The organism is Buchananella sp. 103232, assembly GCF_058725725.1.
Genome location: NZ_JBZXJM010000024.1, coordinates 1 through 18474 on the forward strand (window position 1 = coordinate 1; position 18474 = coordinate 18474).

Here is an 18474-nt window from a genome sequence, read left to right on the forward strand (position 1 = left end):
GACCCATAGACGTTTTTCGTGCGCCGCTTCACCCCCGGCGCGGCGACGCGCCCCAATCATCCAGATTCCAGCAATGCGCGGGGAGATCGGCCTCTCCTGCCCGCAGCCAACCCGGTATCGGGCACGGCGCACAAACGAGGGTGGGGAAGCACTGAACTGCTCCCCCACCCCAATAGAGTCGGAAACTCGACCGCCGCGCCCTGCACGCACCCCAGCGGGGCTACGCAGGGCGAGGTATCAAATGGAGAACGCGCCCCGTCCGGCCCGCGCGGACCGCGTTACGCCGCTCCAGGTTTCGCGTGAACCGCGCACCTCCACCCGGCGCTTGCGCGGGGCGGCTGCGTTTAGAGGTCCTTGATCTTGGTGTTCGCGTCGGCTTCCTTGCACATGTCGGCAAGGAGGGACACGTAGAGCTTCATGTCCTCCTCGGTGCCATCAAGCACCTCGCCGGCCTGCTCGGCTCCCTTCTTGAGCACCTCGATCTGCTGCGCGGTATCCATCTTCAGGTAGTCCCCGCACGTGGTGTCTTGTCCCTTGTTCGCGGCGCTTTCCCCGCAGGCAGCCAGGCCCAACGCCAAAGCTCCTGCCATCACCGCCGCCATAACCTTGCGCATTTCCGGCTCCTTCCTCCAGCGGTCGCAAGACACTCAGCATATCCCCACGTGATGCAGCACACACATAAATTGGCGGAGCCTATTTCCACTCACTCGCTCACGCCCGCGCGCGAAAAAGCGGTTGGCCCCGCCCCCAAAAAAGGGAGCGGGGCCAACCGCGCAGCTTAGCTACAAAGATCAGGCGATGATCTTGGTAACGCGGCCGGAGCCAACGGTGCGGCCACCCTCACGGATGGCGAAGCCGAGGCCCTCCTCCATGGCGATGGGCTGGATCAGCTCAACGCTCATCTCGGTGGTGTCGCCGGGCATGACCATCTCGGTGCCCTCGGGCAGGGTGATCACGCCGGTCACGTCCGTGGTACGGAAGTAGAACTGCGGACGGTAGTTGGAGTAGAACGGGTTGTGACGGCCGCCCTCGTCCTTGGACAGGATGTAGACCTGGCCCTCGAACTTGGTGTGCGGGGTGATGGAACCCGGCTTGCAGACGACCTGACCGCGCTCGACGTCCTCGCGCTTGGTGCCGCGCAGCAGCAGACCACAGTTCTCACCAGCCAGAGCCTCGTCCATCTGCTTGTGGAACATCTCGATACCGGTAACGGTGGTCTTCTGCGGGGCGCGGATACCGAGGATCTCGACCTCGGAGTTGATCGGCAGGCGACCACGCTCGGCGCGGCCGGTCACCACGGTGCCACGGCCGGTGATGGTGAACACGTCCTCGATCGGCATCAGGAACGGCTTGTCGAGGTCACGCACCGGCTCCGGCACGGACTCGTCAACGGCGTCCATGAGCTCCTCGATCTTGGCAACCCACTCGGCGTCGCCCTCGAGGGCCTTCAGAGCGGACACGCGAACGACCGGAGCGTCGTCGCCCGGGAAGCCCTGGGAGGACAGCAGGTCGCGAACCTCGACCTCGACCAGCTCCAGGATCTCCTCGTCGTCCACCATGTCGGACTTGTTCAGGGCCACCAGCAGGTAGGGAACGCCCACCTGGCGGGCGAGCAGCACGTGCTCGCGGGTCTGGGCCATCGGGCCGTCGGTGGCGGCAACCACCAGGATGGCGCCATCCATCTGGGCCGCACCGGTGATCATGTTCTTGATGTAGTCAGCGTGACCGGGGGCGTCCACGTGAGCGTAGTGACGCTTCTCGGTCTGGTACTCGATGTGCGCGATGTTGATCGTGATACCGCGCTGACGCTCCTCGGGAGCCTTGTCGATGGAGTCGAACGGAGACGCCTCGTTCAGGTCCGGGTACTTGTCGTGCAGCACCTTAGAGATGGCAGCCGTCAGGGTGGTCTTACCGTGGTCAACGTGACCGATGGTACCGATGTTGACGTGCGGCTTGGTGCGCTCGAACTTGGCCTTAGCCACTTGTGTCCTCCTGGGACTCGGGTAGTTGTCTCACACTTGCACCGGTTCGGTTGAACCGGCTGGGGCGTGGGTTCCTACGGGTCGGATTTTGTTAATGATACTTCGGGTCGACCTGAGGGACTCACTCGCCCCGGGTCTTGGCGATGATCTCCTCGGCAACATTCCGGGGGACCTCCGCGTAGCTGTCGAACTGCATGGAGTAGACGGCGCGACCCTGGGTCTTCGACCGCAGGTCACCAACATACCCAAACATTTCCGAAAGCGGAACCTGCGCACGCACAACCTTCACACCAGACGCGTCGTCCATGGACTGGATCATGCCGCGACGGGAGTTCAGGTCACCGATTACGTCACCCATGTACTCCTCGGGCGTACGCACCTCGACGGCCATGACGGGCTCGAGGAGGACGGGCGAAGCCTTCTTCGCACCCTCCTTGAACGCCATGGAACCGGCGATCTTGAAGGCCATCTCAGACGAGTCAACGTCGTGGTATGCACCATCAAGAAGAATTGCCTTGACGCCAACCATCGGGTAGCCGGCGAGAACACCGGACTGCATGGCGTCCTGGATACCGAGGTCGACGGACGGAATGTACTCGCGCGGAACGCGACCACCCGTGACCTGGTCCTCGAACTCGTAGAACTTGCCCTCTTCGTCAGACTCGTAGGGCTCGAACGAGAGCTGGACCTTTGCGAACTGACCGGAACCACCGGTCTGCTTCTTGTGGGTGTAGTCCACGCGGTCGACCTTGGTGCGAATGGTCTCGCGGTAGGCGACCTGCGGCTTACCCACGTTGGCCTCGACCTTGAACTCGCGACGCATGCGGTCCACGAGGATGTCGAGGTGGAGCTCACCCATACCGCCGATGACGGTCTGGCCGGTCTCCTCGTCCAGGCGGACGGTGAAGGTCGGGTCCTCCTCGGCCAGCTTCTGGATGGCCGTGCCCAGCTTCTCCTGGTCGCCCTTGGTCTTGGGCTCGATGGCCACGTGGATAACCGGGTCGGGGAAGGTCATGGACTCGAGCACGATCGGCGCGTTGATGGCGCAGAGCGTGTCACCGGTGGTGGTGTCCTTCAGGCCCACGACGGCGTAGATGTGACCAGCGTGCGCAACCTCGACCGGGTTCTCCTTGTTGGAGTGCATCTGGAAGATCTTGCCGATGCGCTCCTTCTTGCCCTTGGTGGAGTTGACCACCTGGGAGCCGGAGGCGACCGTGCCGGAGTAGACGCGGATGAAGGTCAGCTTGCCGTAGAACGGGTGGACCGCGATCTTGAAGGCCAGGGCAGAGAACGGCTCGTCCTCGGAGGCCTTACGGGTGGCGACCACGTCCTCCTTGCCAACCTCGTGACCCTGCACGTCCGGAATGTCCAGCGGGGAGGGCAGGAAGTTGAGCACGCCGTCCAGCACCAGCTGGACGCCCTTGTTCTTGAAGGCGGAGCCACAGTAGACCGGGAAGATCTCGCCGGCGATGCACTGCTTGCGGATACCGGCGATGATCTCCTCGTTGGTGAGCTCGCCGTTCTCCAGGTAGGCCTCCATGAGGGACTCGTCGCCCTCGGCGGCGGCCTCGATCAGGGCCTCGCGGTACTCCTCGGCCTTGTCCTGCATGTCGGCCGGGATTTCCTTGCGCTCGATGAGCGAGCCGCGGGTGTCGTTACCCTGGGCGTCCTTCTCGGGGAAGTAGACGGCCTCCATGTTGAGCAGGTCGATGACGCCCTCGAAGTCGTTCTCGGCGCCGATCGGCAGCTCCATGACGACCGGGTTGGCGCCCAGACGCTCGCGGATGGTGCGCACCGAGAAGTAGAAGTCGGCGCCCAGCTTGTCCATCTTGTTGATGAAGCAGATGCGGGGGACGTTGTACTTGTCGGCCTGACGCCAAACGGTCTCGGACTGGGGCTCCACACCCTCCTTGCCGTCGAAGACGGCAACGGCACCGTCGAGCACACGCAGGGAACGCTCCACCTCAACGGTGAAGTCCACGTGGCCGGGGGTGTCGATCACGTTGATCTGGTGGCCCTTCCAGAAGGCGGTGACGGCGGCAGACGTAATCGTGATGCCGCGCTCCTTCTCCTGCTCCATCCAGTCGGTCGTGGAGGCGCCGTCGTGGGTCTCACCGAGCTTGTAGTTGATGCCGGTGTAGAACAGGATGCGCTCGGTAACGGTGGTCTTACCGGCATCGATGTGGGCCATGATGCCGATGTTGCGGACCTGCGTGAGGTCGGTAAGCACTTCAAGTGCCACGTGGGTGTCCTTCGCTCGGGGGTGGGTGGATTACCAGCGGTAGTGAGCGAAGGCCCGGTTGGACTCCGCCATCTTGTGCATGTCCTCGCGACGCTTCACGGCGGCACCGAGGCCGTTGGAGGCGTCCAGGATCTCGTTCATGAGGCGCTCAGTCATGGTCTTCTCGCGACGCTGGCGGGAGAAGTCCACCAGCCAGCGCAGAGCCAGCGTGGTGGCGCGGGAGGCGCGCACCTCGACGGGCACCTGGTAGGTGGCACCACCGACGCGGCGGGAGCGGACCTCCAGCGCGGGGCGGATGTTGTCCATGGCGCGCTTGAGCACGGAGACCGGGTCCTGGTCGGTCTTGCCACGAACGCCCTCGAGGGCGCCGTAGACGATGCGCTCGGCGGTGGACTTCTTGCCGTCCAGCAGCACGCGGTTGACGAGCTGGGTCACCATCGTGGAGCCGTAGACGGGGTCGTTGACGAGGGGGCGCTTCGGCGCGGGGCCCTTACGAGGCATTACTTCTTCTCCTTCTTAGCGCCGTAACGGGAGCGGGCCTGCTGGCGGCCACGCACGCCCTGGGTGTCCAGGGCGCCGCGAACGATCTTGTAGCGAACACCCGGCAGGTCCTTCACACGACCACCGCGCACCAGCACGATGGAGTGCTCCTGCAGGTTGTGACCCACGCCCGGGATGTAAGCGGTGACCTCGATGCCGCTGGAGAGGCGCACACGGGCGACCTTGCGCAGGGCGGAGTTCGGCTTCTTCGGGGTGGTGGTGTACACACGGGTGCAAACGCCACGACGCTGCGGGCTGCCCTTAAGGGCCGGGGTCTTGCTCTTCCCGGGCTTTACGCTGCGTCCCTTGCGGACGAGCTGCTGAATAGTTGGCACTACGTCTCCGTCTCAATTGAGCGAATAATCAGCCTGCCGGCTCCCCCTGGGCATACGTCACCGCATGGGGGCCAGCCCGCCTACTGGAGACGTCTGGAGCTCGCGCGGTGTGCGGATCGAGCCCGATGGAACGCATGGTTCCGAGGGTTGCCTTTAGGCACCGGGTGCAACATTAGTGGCCGCCGCCCGCCTTTTCCAGTGGCTGACGGAAAACCGCGTGTGCCTCTGCTCACGCGCCTACCTGGGGGACGACGTTGCCGCCCGGCCGCCCCGCCGCGCGGCCGCTGCGCGCATCGGCAGGCGGCCACGTCGTGCCCGGGGCGCGCTATTGCGTGGGCCGGTGGGGCGTCGTCCAACCCGATAAAACTGGCGGAGATAGGCCGCGGGGCCGGGCGCTCAAATCGCACCCGGCCCCGTCAGCTCTCCCCTGCTCAGCGGAAGGAGAAGTCACCACCGTAGAACGTGTCGTCCTCCAGGGAGGAGGCGTCGTAGTTCACGAAGTTCTGGCGGTTGTAGAAGGACGCCATGGCCTCCTCGGTGGGAGCAACGTCAATCTCGTGGTAGCGGTTCAGACCGGTACCGGCCGGGATCAGCTTACCGAGGATGACGTTCTCCTTCAGGCCCAGCAGCGGGTCGGAGCGGCCCATCAGCGCGGCCTCCGTCAGGACCTTGGTGGTCTCCTGGAAGGACGCGGCGGACAGCCACGAGTCGGTCGCCAGCGAGGCCTTGGTGATACCCATCAGCTCGGGACGGCCGGAGGCGGGCTTGCCGCCCTCGGCCACGACGCGGCGGTTCTCCTCGCGGTAGCGGGCCGCCTCGATGAGCTCACCGGGCAGCAGCTTGGTGTCGCCGGAGTCCAGCACGGTGACGCGGCGCAGCATCTGGCGCACGATCACCTCGATGTGCTTGGAGTGGATGTCCACGCCCTGGGAGCGGTAGACCTCCTGCACCTCGTCCACCAGCTGCTTCTGGGTGGCGTTCGGGCCCTTGATGCGCAGCATCTTCTTCGGGTCGATGCGGCCCTCGGTGAGCTGGTCGCCCACCTGGACGTGGTCGCCGTCGTTCACCAGCAGCTTCTGGCGGCGGGAGACCTCGATGACCAGGTCCTCCTCGCCGTCGTCGCGGGTGACGACGATGCGGCGCGCCGCCGGGTCGTCGTCGTCGATCTTGACGCGGCCGGAGGCCTCGGTGATCTCAGCCTCACCCTTCGGGGTGCGAGCCTCGAAGAGCTCCTGGACACGCGGCAGACCCTGCGTGATGTCAGAGTCGGAGGCGGCACCACCGGTGTGGAAGGTACGCATCGTCAGCTGGGTACCGGGCTCGCCGATGGACTGCGCGGCGATGATGCCGACGGCCTCACCGATGTCCACGCGCTTACCGGTGGCCAGCGAGCGGCCGTAGCAGGCGGCGCAGGTGCCGACAGCGGACTCACAGGTGAGCACGGAGCGCACGTGGATCTGCGAGATGCCGGCCTCGATCAGCTTGTCGATCAGCACGTCGCCGACGTCCTCGCCGGCCGTGGCGACCACGGCACCGGAGGCGTCCAGCGCATCCTTGGCCAGGGTGCGGGCGTAGGCGGTGGTCTCCACAGTCTTGGAGCGCACCAGGCCCTCGCTGGCCTCCTCGGCGATCACCATGAGCAGGCCGCGGCGGGTGCCACAGTCCTCCTCGCGCACGATCACGTCCTGGGAGACGTCCACCAGACGACGGGTGAGGTAACCGGAGTCGGCGGTACGCAGAGCGGTGTCGGCCAGACCCTTACGGGCACCGTGGGTAGCGATGAAGTACTCCAGCACGGACAAGCCCTCGCGGTAGTTGGACTTGATCGGGCGCTCGATGAGCTTCTGCTTCGGGTCAGACACCAGGCCACGCATACCGGCGATCTGGCGGATCTGGTCCCAGTTACCACGGGCACCGGAGGTGACCATGCGGAAGACCGTGTTGCGGGCCGGGAAGTTGTCGCGCATAGCATGCGCAACTTCCTTGGTCGCGGCGGTCCAGATCTCCACCAGGGCGTTGTAGCGCTCGTCGTCGGTGATCAGACCGGCGTTGAACTCGCCCATCACCTTGGCGGCGCGCTCCTCGTATCCGGCCAGGATCTCCGGCTTGTTGGCCGGGCCCACCACGTCCGGGAAGGAGATGGAGATGCCGGACCAGGTGGCCCAGTAGAAGCCGGCGGCCTTCAGGTTGTCCAGGGCCTCGGCCACCTCGACACGCGGGTAGCGCTCGGCCAGGTCGTTGACCAGGGCACCCAGGGCCTTCTTGTCCACCACGCCGGTGACGAACGGGTAGTCCGCCGGCAGCAGCTCGTTGAAGAGGCAGCGGCCCAGGGTGGTGTCCAGCACGACGTCGTCGCCCGGCTCCCAGCCCTCGGGGGCCTGCCAGCCCACCGGCGGGGTGACGCCGCGCAGGCGGATGCGCGCCACCTGGTTCAGGTCCAGGCGGCCGGCGTCGAAAGCCATGATCGCCTCGGCGACCGAGGTGAAGGACGGCACCTCCTCGGGCAGGTCCAGCTCCGGGTCCACGTCGGAGGTGAGGTGGAACAGGCCGATGATCATGTCCTGGGCGGGCATGGTCACGGGGCGACCGTCGGAGGGCTTGAGGATGTTGTTGGAGGACAGCATCAGGATGCGGGCCTCCGCCTGCGCCTCGGCGGACAGCGGCAGGTGAACCGCCATCTGGTCACCGTCGAAGTCGGCGTTGAAGGCGGCACACACGAGCGGGTGCAGCTGGATGGCCTTGCCCTCCACCAGCTGCGGCTCGAAGGCCTGGATGCCCAGGCGGTGCAGCGTGGGGGCGCGGTTGAGCAGCACGGGGTGCTCGCGGATGACCTCGTCCAGCACGTCCCACACCTGGGAGCGCATGCGCTCGACCATGCGCTTGGCGGTCTTGACGTTCTGGGCGTACTTCAGGTCCACCAGGCGCTTCATCACGAAGGGCTTGAACAGCTCCAGCGCCATCGCCTTGGGCAGACCGCACTGGTGCAGCTTCAGGGTGGGGCCACCCACGATCACGGAACGACCGGAGTAGTCCACGCGCTTACCCAGCAGGTTCTGGCGGAAGCGGCCCTGCTTACCCTTGAGCATGTCACTGATGGACTTCAGGGCGCGGTTGCCCGGGCCGGTGACCGGGCGGCCACGGCGACCGTTGTCGAACAGCGCGTCCACGGCCTCCTGCAGCATGCGCTTTTCGTTGTTCACGATGATCTCGGGGGCACCGAGGTCCAGCAGGCGCTTGAGGCGGTTGTTGCGGTTGATGACGCGACGGTAGAGGTCGTTCAGGTCGGAGGTCGCGAAGCGGCCACCGTCCAGCTGCACCATCGGGCGCAGGTCCGGCGGGATGACCGGGATGGAGTCCAGCACCATCACCTCGGGGCGGTTGCCCGTGGAGAGGAAGGCGTTGACCACCTTCAGGCGCTTCAGGGCGCGGGTCTTGCGCTGACCGGTGCCGGTGGCGATGATCTCGCGCAGCTCCTCGGCCTCGGCGGCCAGGTCGAAGGACTCCAGGCGGCGCTGGATGGCCTGCGCGCCCATGGCGCCCTTGAAGTAGATGCCGTAGCGCTTGACCATCTCGCGGTAGAGGCGCTCGTCGCCCTCCAGGTCGCCCACCTTCAGGCCGGTGAAGCGGTCCCACACGGCGTTCATGAAGTCCAGGTCGTCCTGGGCGCGGCGGCGGATGTTGGCCATCTCGCGCTCGCCGGCCTTGCGGAGCTTCTCGCGGGCGTCGGCCTTGGCGCCGGCCTCCTCCAGCTCCTTCAGGTCGGCCTCGAGCTTCTCCATGCGGAAGGCGATGTCGGCGTCGCGCTTGTCCTCCAGGCGCTTGCGCTCGACCTCGATCTCGTTGGTCAGCATCGCCATGTCCTCGTGGCGGCCCTCGGTGTCGACCTCGGTGACCATGTGGGCGGCGAAGTAGATGACCTTCTCCAGGTCCTTGGGCGCCAGGTTCAGCAGGTAGCCCAGGCGGGAGGGCACGCCCTTGAAGTACCAGATGTGCGTGACCGGGGCGGCCAGCTTGATGATGCCCATGCGCTCGCGACGCACCTTGGCGCGGGTAACCTCCACGCCGCAGCGCTCGCAAACGATGCCCTTGTAGCGCACGCGCTTGTACTTGCCGCACGCGCACTCCCAGTCACGGGTGGGGCCAAAGATCTTCTCGCAGAACAGGCCGTCCTTCTCCGGCTTGAGCGTGCGGTAGTTGATGGTCTCGGGCTTCTTGACCTCGCCGTAGGACCATTCGTCGATGTTCTCAGCCGTGGCCAGGCTGATGTGGAGCTTGTCGAAGGCGTTAGCGTCGAGCAAGGTGTCCTCTTTCCGGGTAATTCACCAATTCCGTATGGCCGGTGTCGGCCGGTGGGGTGGCCCGCCGCAGCCCGCCCGCGGGGAGCGGGCGGCGGCGGGTACCCGTTTTAGAGCTCTTCGAAGTCGCGCGCGTCGGGGCGGCGGCCCAGGTCGATGCCCAGTTCCTCGGAGGTGCGGAACACGTCCTCCTCGGTCTCGCGCAGCTCAATCGCGTTGCCCTGCTCGTCCAGGGCCTCCACGTTCAGGCACAGGGAGCGCATTTCCTTGACCAGAACCTTGAAGGACTCCGGGATGCCCGGGTCGGGGATGTCCTCGCCCTTGACGATGGCCTCGTAGACCTTGACACGGCCGGTGACGTCGTCGGACTTGACCGTGAGCAGCTCCTGGAGGGCGTAGGCGGCGCCGTATGCCTCCAGGGCCCACACCTCCATTTCACCGAAGCGCTGGCCACCGAACTGGGCCTTACCACCCAGCGGCTGCTGCGTGATCATGGAGTACGGGCCGGTGGAGCGGGCGTGAATCTTGTCGTCCACCAGGTGGTGCAGCTTCAAGATGTACATGTAGCCCACGGAGATCGGGAACGGGAAGGGCTCACCGGAGCGACCGTCGAACAGGCGCGCCTTGCCGTTGACGCCGACCAGGCGGTCGCCGTCGCGGGTGGGCAGCGTGCAGTCCAGCAGGCCGGTCAGCTCGTCGGCCTCCAGGCCGTCGAACACCGGGGTGGCCACGCGGGTGCCGGCCGGGGCGGCAACGCCGTCGGCGGGCAGCTTGGCCGCCCACTCCTTGGCCTGCGCCAGCGCGCCGGTGGCGTCCCAGCCCTGGGAGGCGATCCAACCGAGGTGGACCTCCAGCACCTGGCCGATGTTCATGCGGCCGGGCACACCCATCGGGTTGAGGATGATGTCAACCGGGGTGCCGTCCTCTAGGAACGGCATGTCCTCGACGGGCAGGATCTTGGAGATAACACCCTTGTTGCCGTGGCGACCGGAGAGCTTGTCACCGTCGGTGATCTTGCGACGCTGGGCGATGTAGACCGTGATGCGCTGGTTCACGCCTGCGGGCAGCTCGTCGTCGTCGCCGGACGCCTCCTTGACGCCGATGACGATGCCGGACTCGCCGTGGGGCACGCGCAGGGAGGTGTCGCGCACCTCGCGGGCCTTCTCACCGAAGATGGCGCGCAGCAGGCGCTCCTCGCTGGTCAGCTCGGTCTCACCCTTCGGGGTGACCTTGCCGACCAGAATGTCGCCGGCACCCACCTCGGCACCGATGCGGATGATGCCGCGCTCGTCCAGGTGAGCCAGGGTCTCCTCGCTCACGTTGGGGATGTCGCGGGTGATCTCCTCCGGGCCCAGCTTGGTGTCGCGGGCGTCGATCTCGTGCTCCTCGATGTGGATCGAGGTGAGGACGTCCTCGCTAACCAGGCGCTGGGAGAGGATGATGCCATCCTCGTAGTTGAAGCCCTCCCAGGACATGAACGCAACCAGCAGGTTCTGGCCCAGGGCCAGCTCGCCGCCAGCGGTGGCGGGGCCATCGGCGATGACCTGGCCCTCCTCCACGCGGTCGCCCTCGTCCACGGTCACGCGCTGGTTGTAGCAGTTGCCCTGGTTGGAGCGACGGAACTTGGCCACGCGGTAGGTGTGGTTGGAGCCGGAGTCCTCCATGACGCAGATGTAGTCGGCCGAGACCTCGGTGACCACGCCGGCGCCGCCCTTGCGGACCACGATCACGTCGCCAGCGTCCACGGCGGCGCGGGCCTCCATGCCGGTGCCGACCAGCGGGGAGACGGGGCGCAGCAGCGGCACGGCCTGGCGCTGCATGTTGGCGCCCATGAGCGCGCGGTTGGCGTCGTCGTGCTCCAGGAACGGGATCATGGAGGTGGCCACGGACACCATCTGGCGGGCCGAGACGTCCATGTAGTCGATGTCCTCGACGTCCACCAGCGCCGGCTCGCCACCGGAGACACGGCACAGCGCCTGCTTCTCCACGAAGCGGCCGTTCCTGTCCAGCGGAGCGGATGCCTGGGCGATGGCGTGACGGTCCTCGTCGTCCGCGGTCAGGTAGCGGGTCTCGTCGGTGACCTGGCCGTTCTTGACCACGCGGTAGGGGGTCTCAACGAAGCCGAAGGGGTTGATGCGGGCGTAGGTGGCCAGCGAGCCGATCAGACCAATGTTCGGGCCTTCAGGGGTCTCGATGGGGCACATGCGGCCGTAGTGCGACGGGTGGACGTCACGGACCTCCATGCCGGCGCGGTCACGGGACAGACCACCGGGGCCCAGCGCGGAGAGACGACGCTTGTGGGTCAGGCCGGCCAGCGGGTTGTTCTGGTCCATGAACTGGGAGAGCTGCGAGGTGCCGAAGAACTCCTTGATCGCGGCCGTCACGGGACGGGTGTTGATCAGGGTGGTCGGCTGGATCGCCTGGGCGTCGGTGGTGGTCATGCGCTCGCGCACCACGCGCTCCATGCGGGAAAGTCCGGTGCGGACCTGGCCCTGGATCAGCTCACCGACGGCGCGAATGCGACGGTTACCGAAGTGGTCGATGTCGTCCTGCTCCACCGGGATCTCGACGTCCTCGCCACCGCGGCGACCGGGCAGCGTCTCCTCGCCCTTCTGCAGGGCCAGCAGGTAGCGCACGGCGGCCACGATGTCCTCGCGGCGCAGCAGCGCCTCGTCCAGCGGGGCGTCCAGTCCCAGCTTCTTGTTGATCTTGTAGCGACCAACCTTGGCCAGGTCGTAGCGCTTGGGAGCGAAGTAGTAGTTCTCCAGCAGGGCGCGACCGGCCTCGACGCTCGGCGGCTCACCCGGACGGATCTTGCGGTAGATGTCCAGGAGCGCTTCCTCCTGGGTCATCGACCCGTCCTTGTCCAGGCCGGCCAGCAGCAGCGGGTAGTCGGCGAACTGCTCGCGCAGCTCGGACTCGCTCAGTCCAAGGGCGCGCAGGAACACGGTGATGGACTGCTTGCGCTTGCGGTCGATGCGCACGCCCACGGCGTCGCGCTTGTCGATCTCGAACTCCAGCCAGGCACCGCGAGAGGGGATGACCTTGCAGGAGAAGGTGTCCTTGTCGCTGGTGCGGTCGGAGGAGCGCTCGAAGTAGACGCCGGGGGAACGCACCAGCTGGGAAACGACCACGCGCTCGGTGCCGTTAATGATGAAGGTGCCGCGCTCGGTCATGAGCGGGAAGTCACCCATGAACACGGTCTGGCTCTTGATTTCACCGGTGCCGTGGTTGATGAACTCGGCGGTGACGTAGAGCGGGGCGGCGTAGGTGTGACCCTTTTCCTTGCACTCCTCGGCCGTGTACTTGGGAGGCTCGAGGCGGTGGTCACTGAAGGACAGCTCCATCGTCTCGGCAAAGTCTTGAATCGGAGAAATCTCCGTAAAGATCTCCTCCAGGCCAGAGACGGACGGCAGGGCGTCGGCGTCTGGAGCGGCCGCGAGGCGCTCCTTCCACCGCTCGTTGCCGAGCAGCCAGTCGAAAGACTCGGTCTGCAGACCCAGCAGGTCCGGTGCCTGAAGCGGCTCGTGAATCTTGCCAAAAGAAACACGCTTAGAAGCGTGCATAGCGGGGGTGCGCGAGGCAGCCAAAAGAGGTCCTTCCCTCCGGTGGAGAACAGACAACGCCGCGCCCAGAACTTCGCCCGATGTCAAAGCGAAGGCAGGTTAAGCGCAAAAATACATATTAGCCGACTTGACAGAGTTCGGGGTTGTGTGTTTCGTCACGAGCGTGGTAATGGGCTTTGAATGGACGACGTTCCGCCCGCCACCCGGTCCACGCCCCCGCCCGGCGTACCACCAAATGCGCCGCCAAGTGTGCAGCCAAGTGCGCGGCCGGGCGAGCGCGGCAGGCGGCCGGGCCGGCGTACCCGGTCCCTGCCGCCGAAACTTGTCGAACCGCGCCGAGACTTGTCAATAGCCACCCTGCTAAGGACAAGTCTCGTGAAGTTTGGACAAGTTTCAACGAATCGAGGAGCGGCCGGGCGAGCGTGGCGGGCGCGCGAACATAAAGGAGGGCGGGGGCCGCATTCGCGACCCCCGCCCTGCCAGCGTTTAGATCAAGCTCACTTGAGCTCGACGGTGGCGCCAGCCTCCTCCAGCTGAGCCTTGGCCTTCTCAGCGGTGTCCTTGTCAACACCCTCGAGGACCGGCTTCGGGGCGCCGTCAACCAGCTCCTTGGCCTCCTTCAGGCCGAGGGAGGTGAGGGCGCGCACCTCCTTGATGACCTGGATCTTCTTGTCGCCGTGAGCGGCGAGGATGACGTCGAAGGAGTCCTTCTCCTCGGCGGCCGGGGCGTCGCCGGCGGCCGGGGCAGCAGCCACGGCAACGGCGGCCGGGGCGGCAGCGGTGACCTCGAAGGTCTCCTCGAACTGCTTCACGAACTCAGACAGCTCGATGAGGGTGAGCTCCTTGAAAGCGTCGATGAGCTCGGCGGGGGTGAGCTTCGCCATGATGGCGTTCCTTTCGGTTGGGTCCTGCTACGCGAGCAGGCAGGGTTTTTATGGGTTTGCCTGGAATCAGGCTTCGCCAGCCTGCTTTTCGCGCAGGGCCTCGACGGTGCGCACAGCCTTGGAGGCAGGTGCGGTGAACATGTAGGCAGCCTGGTAAAGGGCAGCCTTGAGGACGCCAGCGGACTTCGCCAGCAGAACCTCGCGGGACTCCAGGTCGGCAAGCTTGAGCACGCCATCCTTGGAGAGCAGAGCACCCTCCAGGACACCGGCCTTGATAACGAGCTTGTCGTTGGTCTTGGAGAACTCGCGCAGCGCCTTCGCAGCCTCCACCGGCTCACCGGTGACGAATGCGATGGCGGAGGGGCCAACGAGCTCATCAGCGATGATCTCGAGACCGGCCTCCTTGGCCGCGATAGCAGCCAGCGTGTTCTTCACGACCGCGAAGCTGGCCACACCCGCCAGGGAGCGACGCAGCTTGGACATCTCAGCAACCGTGAGCCCCCGGTATTCGGTCAGCAAAACGGCGTTCGCGTCGCGGAAACGCTCCGCGAGCTCAGCAATCGTTGCTGCCTTGTCAGGCCTCGCCATGGGCCCTCCTTCCGTGTCTGCCGCCGAGCCATGCCTCGCCAAAAACAAAATCCCCGGGCGCAGGCGCACGGGGACAGGGCTCCAACGGAGCAGTTCACGTTCACCTGCGCTGGCTTCTCGTTTAAGAACTTGGCCCCTCGAACGAGGGTGACCAGCGGTCTTGGGCTTTGCACAGCTTAGCGGCCCAGCCCGCGCCCGCTCAACAGGGCGTCCAGTGAGTCCGCTCACCCCACCTCGCTGCGGCCGTCATGGCAGGGCGGCGGGCGGCAACGTCGTCCAGCTAAAGGCTAGAAGCGGCGCGGAGTCAGGTTCGGGGCGCCGGGGTGGGAGACGCCACCCAGACCAAGCTCGCCGCCCCGGATCGGACCGCTCGGCAGCGTGGTCTCGCCGGCCCGCCACGCGGCCACGGCCTGCGCGCGGTTGTGCACGCGCAGCTTGGGGTAGGCCGAGTTGAGGTAGTTGCGCACGGTGCGCAGCGACAGGAAGAGCCGCTCCGCAATCTGGGCGTTCGTCAGGCCAGAGGACGCCAGCTGCAACACCTCCGCCTCGCGCCGGGTGAGCAGCAGACGGATCTTGTTGTTCACGCGCTGCGGCAACTCGGGCTGCACCACCGCCTGCGCGTTCGGCTGGCGCAGACGGGACAGGCGGCGACGCTGGGCTGCGGCGATCGCGTCGCTAACCTGGCGCAAATTCAGCTTGCCCAACACCAGGCAGCCGGTGGCGCCCGAGGCCATCGCCCGCTCGATGAGGGCCTGCTCGTGGTGCTCGGTGATCATGATGACCGAGGCCGTGCGCGCCAACTCCTGCAGGCAGCGGAAGAGCTCCACCAGGTCGGGGCTGAAGTCGAGCAGCACCATGTCGGGCATGACCTCGCCCGCGACGCGCATGGCCTGGGAGCAGTCGCGCGCCTCGTAGATGGAGAGATCGTCAGCGCAACGGGAGAGGAGTTCTCGCAGCCCAGCACGTACAACGATCGACGGGTCCACAATGAGCACCCGCATGGCTACCTCCTCCATTCCTCGCTTGAGGCTAGCGCCAGTTCGACGGGGAACAGCATGCGAGGCTCCCCGTTTACGACTATCTAGGTTATTAAACCATCACTGTGACCTAAGGCCCGGCCGCATGGGGGAGCTGGGAGTGCCGAGTGAGCCACATTTAGGTGAGGCAAACGCGGTCTTGACAGGAGGCCCGCGCGCCGCTGCGGCGGGGAGCGCGCCGCCGACTGCGCGGTGCTCTCAGCTTCCCCTGGCGCGCGGCCGGGCGGCGGGGAGCGGGCCGCCGACTGCGCTGTGCAGAGGGACCTGCCTGCGGGCGTGCGCAAACGCCTTCGCCTTTGTTGTTCCCGTTGGGCCTTTGTTGCACCGGTTGTAGCTTTCTTGCACCTCCTGTGGCGCTACGACGCCGATTACCGCCTCAACAGGTCGCCCAAAGGCTCAGACGCTGCAAGAAAGGCTCGAAAGCTGCAACAAAGGCTCAACCGCTCGCGCAATGCCCCCCCGTTGGTAGCCGGCCGGCCCCGCCTCAACCGCTTGCGCAATGCCCCACCCCCGTTGGTAGCCGGCCGGCCCCGCCTCAACCGCTTGCGCAATGCCCCACCCCCGCTGGCAGGCAGCCGCGCCCCTTCGATGGCTTGCTCGACCGCTCATCCAGGCCCCCACCGTGGACGACGTTCCACCGGCCGCCCCGCCCAGCCCGCCGTTCGTGTGCACGGCCCGAGCCAGGGAGCGGACCGGCCGGGGTTGCGCAAACGATTGAGGGGTTACGCGACCTATTGAGCCCTTGGTGCACCTCTGGAGCTTTTGGTGCACCTATTGAGGGGTTACCCGACCGGGTAGGCCTACGACTGGTTCACTAAGCCCACGAGAGGTGCACCAACCCTACGAGAGGTGCACTATCCCCTCAATCGTTTGCGCACTACCAGGGCGAAGCCGGTAGCGAGGTCCGCGCGCCCCCAGGGAGAGTCCAGCAGAGAAGCCCGCGCATACACCGAGGCCGGTGGAGATGTCCGCGCGCGCCGAGGGCGCGGCCAGCAAAGAAGCCCGCGCACACCCAGGGCGGACCCGGCGGTGGTTGCCGCGGACCCTCGCATGGTCGGGGGCACCCGCGCCACAAATGTTGCAACGGGGTACATCCGACCGCTTGGTGCCGCGCCCCCCGGCCGGTCGCATGTACCCCGACCCTACGCTTGTACGCTCGGGGGCAGGACGCCCCAGCCACCCGCCCCCAGCCACCCGCAGCCGCCGCCCGGCACAACCACCGACCGCACGGCGCCACCCGCCTCCAGCCGCAGCCGCCATCGCCCCCGCCGCCCACCTCCAGCAGGTCAGCCCGGGGGCGCCGCCAAGCGCCCGACGAGGTGGCGCGCATCGCCCCTCTCCCCCACAGGCGCGGCGGGGAGCTTTTGCCCCGGCGCGCCTTTCTGGTTGCCTTGGGGCGGGGAGGTGAGACCGCGTGCACTGGCAGCTGTGGACCTACGGCGCGCTTGGCGCGACGTGCTGCGCGCTCGGCGCGGGGTGGCTGTGGCGGCTCCTGCCCTCGCTGGCCCGCAACTACCTTGGTGCCGGGCGCGGTCCCGACCCCCGCTTTGCCCCCGTGCCGGACACCCTTCGCCTTTGTCTGCCCATCGGAGTCTTCTGGGCGGCCCTGGTGCTCCTGACACTGCCCGCCCCGGCTGGTTTGCTGCTGGCGACGCCGCTACTGTTCGCGCCGGCGCTGGCATTGCTCGACGCTGAGAGTCACAGGCTGCCAGACACCCTCACCTCCGCCCTCTGGGCCAGCCAGTCGGCCCTGCTGCTGGCGGCTACCTCCGGGCTACTCGGGCCATACGGCCTGTCCCCAGCCAGCACCGCCATCGCGGCCCTGGCCTGGCTGGCCCTGGCGGTAGCCGGGCTCGCGGCCGCCGCCTTCCCCCTCGGGATCGGACTGGGCGACGCCAAGCTCGCCGCCCCCATCGGCGCCACCCTCGCCGCGCTCTCCCCCGCGCTGCTGTGGGCCTGGCTCACCTTGGCCGTTGTCCTGGCCGGCGCCTGGGCGGGGATCGGACTGGCGACGGGCCGATACGGCTGGCGGCAGTCGATCGCCTTCGGCCCGCCTCTGCTGCTCTCGCTGGGACTGCTCGCAGCCGCTCTGGCCGCCTAGCCGTCACCCGGTTGGCCGACGTTCCACCCGCCGCCTCTTTGCCGCCCCCGCCCGGATACGAGCGGGCCCGGATACGGCAGTGCGCCGGGGTACCTGCAGGTACCCCGGCGCACTAGCTCTGCTTACGCGCTACCTCAGGAGGCGTCCGAGGCGAGCAGGTTGCGGGTCTTCGTGATGTCCAGCGGGATACCCGGACCCATCGTGGTGGTCATGGTGCCCTTGACCATGTAGCGGCCCTTGGAGGTGGCCGGCTTCAGGCGCAGGATCTCCTCCATCGCAGCCGCGTAGTTCTCCACCAGCTGCTCCTCGGAGAAGGAAGCCTTACCGATGATGAAGTGCAGGTTGGAGTGCTTGTCCACACGGAACTCGATGCGGCCACCCTTGATGTCGGTGACGGCCTTGGCCACGTCCATCGTCACGGTGCCGGTCTTCGGGTTCGGCATGAGGCCACGCGGACCCAGCACGCGACCCAGGCGACCCACCTTGCCCATCAGGTCCGGGGTGGCCACGGCGGCGTCGAAGTCCGTCCAGCCACCGGCGACCTTGGCGATCAGCTCGTCGCCGCCCACCTCGTCGGCGCCGGCGGCGAGGGCCTGCTCGGCACGCTCACCAACGGCGAAGACGATCACGCGGGCGGTCTTACCCGTACCGTGCGGCAGGTTGACGGTGCCACGCACCATCTGGTCAGCCTTACGGGGGTCAACGCCGAGGCGGAAGACAACCTCGACGGTGGGGTCGAACTTAGCGCTCTGGCCCTTGGCCAGGCGCACGGCCTCCAGGGGGGTGTAGAGCACGCCGGCGTGGATCTTCTCCGCTGCGGCGCGGTAGCTCTTGCTGCGCTTTACCATAGCTTTACTCCTTGCTATTCGTGGTGAACGGGCCGCGCAGGCCCTGCCACTGTTCG

12 protein-coding genes are annotated in these 18474 nt (G+C 66.8%); 1 reads left to right on the top strand and 11 read right to left on the bottom strand.

The annotated features are described in order from the left end of the window. Positions 1–344: 344 nt before the first annotated feature. The 10 genes from AC4PWQ_RS03970 to AC4PWQ_RS04015 all read right to left on the bottom strand — a co-directional run bounded on the left by AC4PWQ_RS03970 (position 345) and on the right by AC4PWQ_RS04015 (position 15433). A complete protein-coding gene (locus tag AC4PWQ_RS03970) occupies positions 345–614 on the bottom strand; it encodes a hypothetical protein (protein WP_371151600.1) in 270 nt (89 codons plus the stop codon). A 177-nt stretch (positions 615–791) separates the two neighbouring features. Next, on the bottom strand, positions 792–1982 hold the full coding sequence (tuf, locus tag AC4PWQ_RS03975) for an elongation factor Tu (RefSeq protein WP_371151599.1): 1191 nt from the start codon (positions 1980–1982) through the stop codon (positions 792–794). Positions 1983–2103: 121 nt separating this feature from the next. Beyond that, positions 2104–4224 carry an elongation factor G gene (fusA, locus tag AC4PWQ_RS03980; protein ID WP_371151598.1) on the bottom strand — a complete coding sequence of 707 codons (2121 nt, stop codon included), beginning with the start codon at positions 4222–4224 and terminating at the stop codon, positions 2104–2106. Positions 4225–4254: 30 nt separating this feature from the next. Then, positions 4255–4725 (bottom strand): 30S ribosomal protein S7, encoded by a 471-nt coding sequence (gene rpsG, locus AC4PWQ_RS03985; protein ID WP_371151597.1) that lies wholly within the window; start codon positions 4723–4725, stop codon positions 4255–4257. Beyond that, a complete protein-coding gene (rpsL, locus tag AC4PWQ_RS03990; RefSeq protein WP_371151596.1) occupies positions 4725–5099 on the bottom strand; it encodes a 30S ribosomal protein S12 in 375 nt (124 codons plus the stop codon). Before rpsL ends, rpsG begins: the two co-directional genes overlap by 1 nt. A gap of 431 nt (positions 5100–5530) precedes the next feature. Beyond that, the gene (locus AC4PWQ_RS03995; RefSeq protein WP_492089820.1) at positions 5531–9397 is read right to left on the bottom strand and encodes a DNA-directed RNA polymerase subunit beta'; all 3867 of its coding nucleotides are present in this window, start codon (positions 9395–9397) and stop codon (positions 5531–5533) included. A gap of 107 nt (positions 9398–9504) precedes the next feature. After that, positions 9505–12960: a DNA-directed RNA polymerase subunit beta gene (gene rpoB / locus AC4PWQ_RS04000; RefSeq protein WP_492089821.1), complete on the bottom strand. Its 3456-nt coding sequence runs from the start codon at positions 12958–12960 to the stop codon at positions 9505–9507. A 497-nt stretch (positions 12961–13457) separates the two neighbouring features. Then, on the bottom strand, positions 13458–13844 hold the full coding sequence (rplL, locus tag AC4PWQ_RS04005; RefSeq protein WP_371151594.1) for a 50S ribosomal protein L7/L12: 387 nt from the start codon (positions 13842–13844) through the stop codon (positions 13458–13460). A gap of 66 nt (positions 13845–13910) precedes the next feature. Further along, positions 13911–14432, bottom strand: coding sequence for a 50S ribosomal protein L10 (rplJ, locus tag AC4PWQ_RS04010; RefSeq protein ID WP_371151593.1), 522 nt, complete (start codon positions 14430–14432; stop codon positions 13911–13913). Positions 14433–14719: 287 nt separating this feature from the next. Further along, complete coding sequence (locus AC4PWQ_RS04015) at positions 14720–15433, bottom strand: response regulator transcription factor (protein ID WP_371151592.1); 714 nt, start codon at positions 15431–15433, stop codon at positions 14720–14722. 1450 nt (positions 15434–16883) lie between these two features. Here AC4PWQ_RS04015 and AC4PWQ_RS04020 point away from each other — a divergent pair. Further along, on the top strand, positions 16884–17570 hold the full coding sequence (locus tag AC4PWQ_RS04020) for an A24 family peptidase (protein ID WP_371151591.1): 687 nt from the start codon (positions 16884–16886) through the stop codon (positions 17568–17570). A gap of 134 nt (positions 17571–17704) precedes the next feature. Here AC4PWQ_RS04020 and rplA read toward each other — a convergent pair whose 3' ends face one another. Further along, a complete protein-coding gene (rplA, locus tag AC4PWQ_RS04025) occupies positions 17705–18418 on the bottom strand; it encodes a 50S ribosomal protein L1 (protein ID WP_371151590.1) in 714 nt (237 codons plus the stop codon). Positions 18419–18474 lie beyond the last annotated feature (56 nt).

Coding starts and splice junctions, on each gene's coding strand:
- AC4PWQ_RS03970 (WP_371151600.1), bottom strand. CDS start 614: ATGCGCAAGGTTATGGCGGCGGTGATGGCAGGAGCTTTGGCGTTGGGC.
- rpsG (WP_371151597.1), bottom strand. CDS start 4,725: ATGCCTCGTAAGGGCCCCGCGCCGAAGCGCCCCCTCGTCAACGACCCC.
- rpoB (WP_492089821.1), bottom strand. CDS start 12,960: ATGCACGCTTCTAAGCGTGTTTCTTTTGGCAAGATTCACGAGCCGCTT.
- rplL (WP_371151594.1), bottom strand. CDS start 13,844: ATGGCGAAGCTCACCCCCGCCGAGCTCATCGACGCTTTCAAGGAGCTC.
- rplJ (WP_371151593.1), bottom strand. CDS start 14,432: ATGGCGAGGCCTGACAAGGCAGCAACGATTGCTGAGCTCGCGGAGCGT.
- AC4PWQ_RS04015 (WP_371151592.1), bottom strand. CDS start 15,433: ATGCGGGTGCTCATTGTGGACCCGTCGATCGTTGTACGTGCTGGGCTG.
- rplA (WP_371151590.1), bottom strand. CDS start 18,418: ATGGTAAAGCGCAGCAAGAGCTACCGCGCCGCAGCGGAGAAGATCCAC.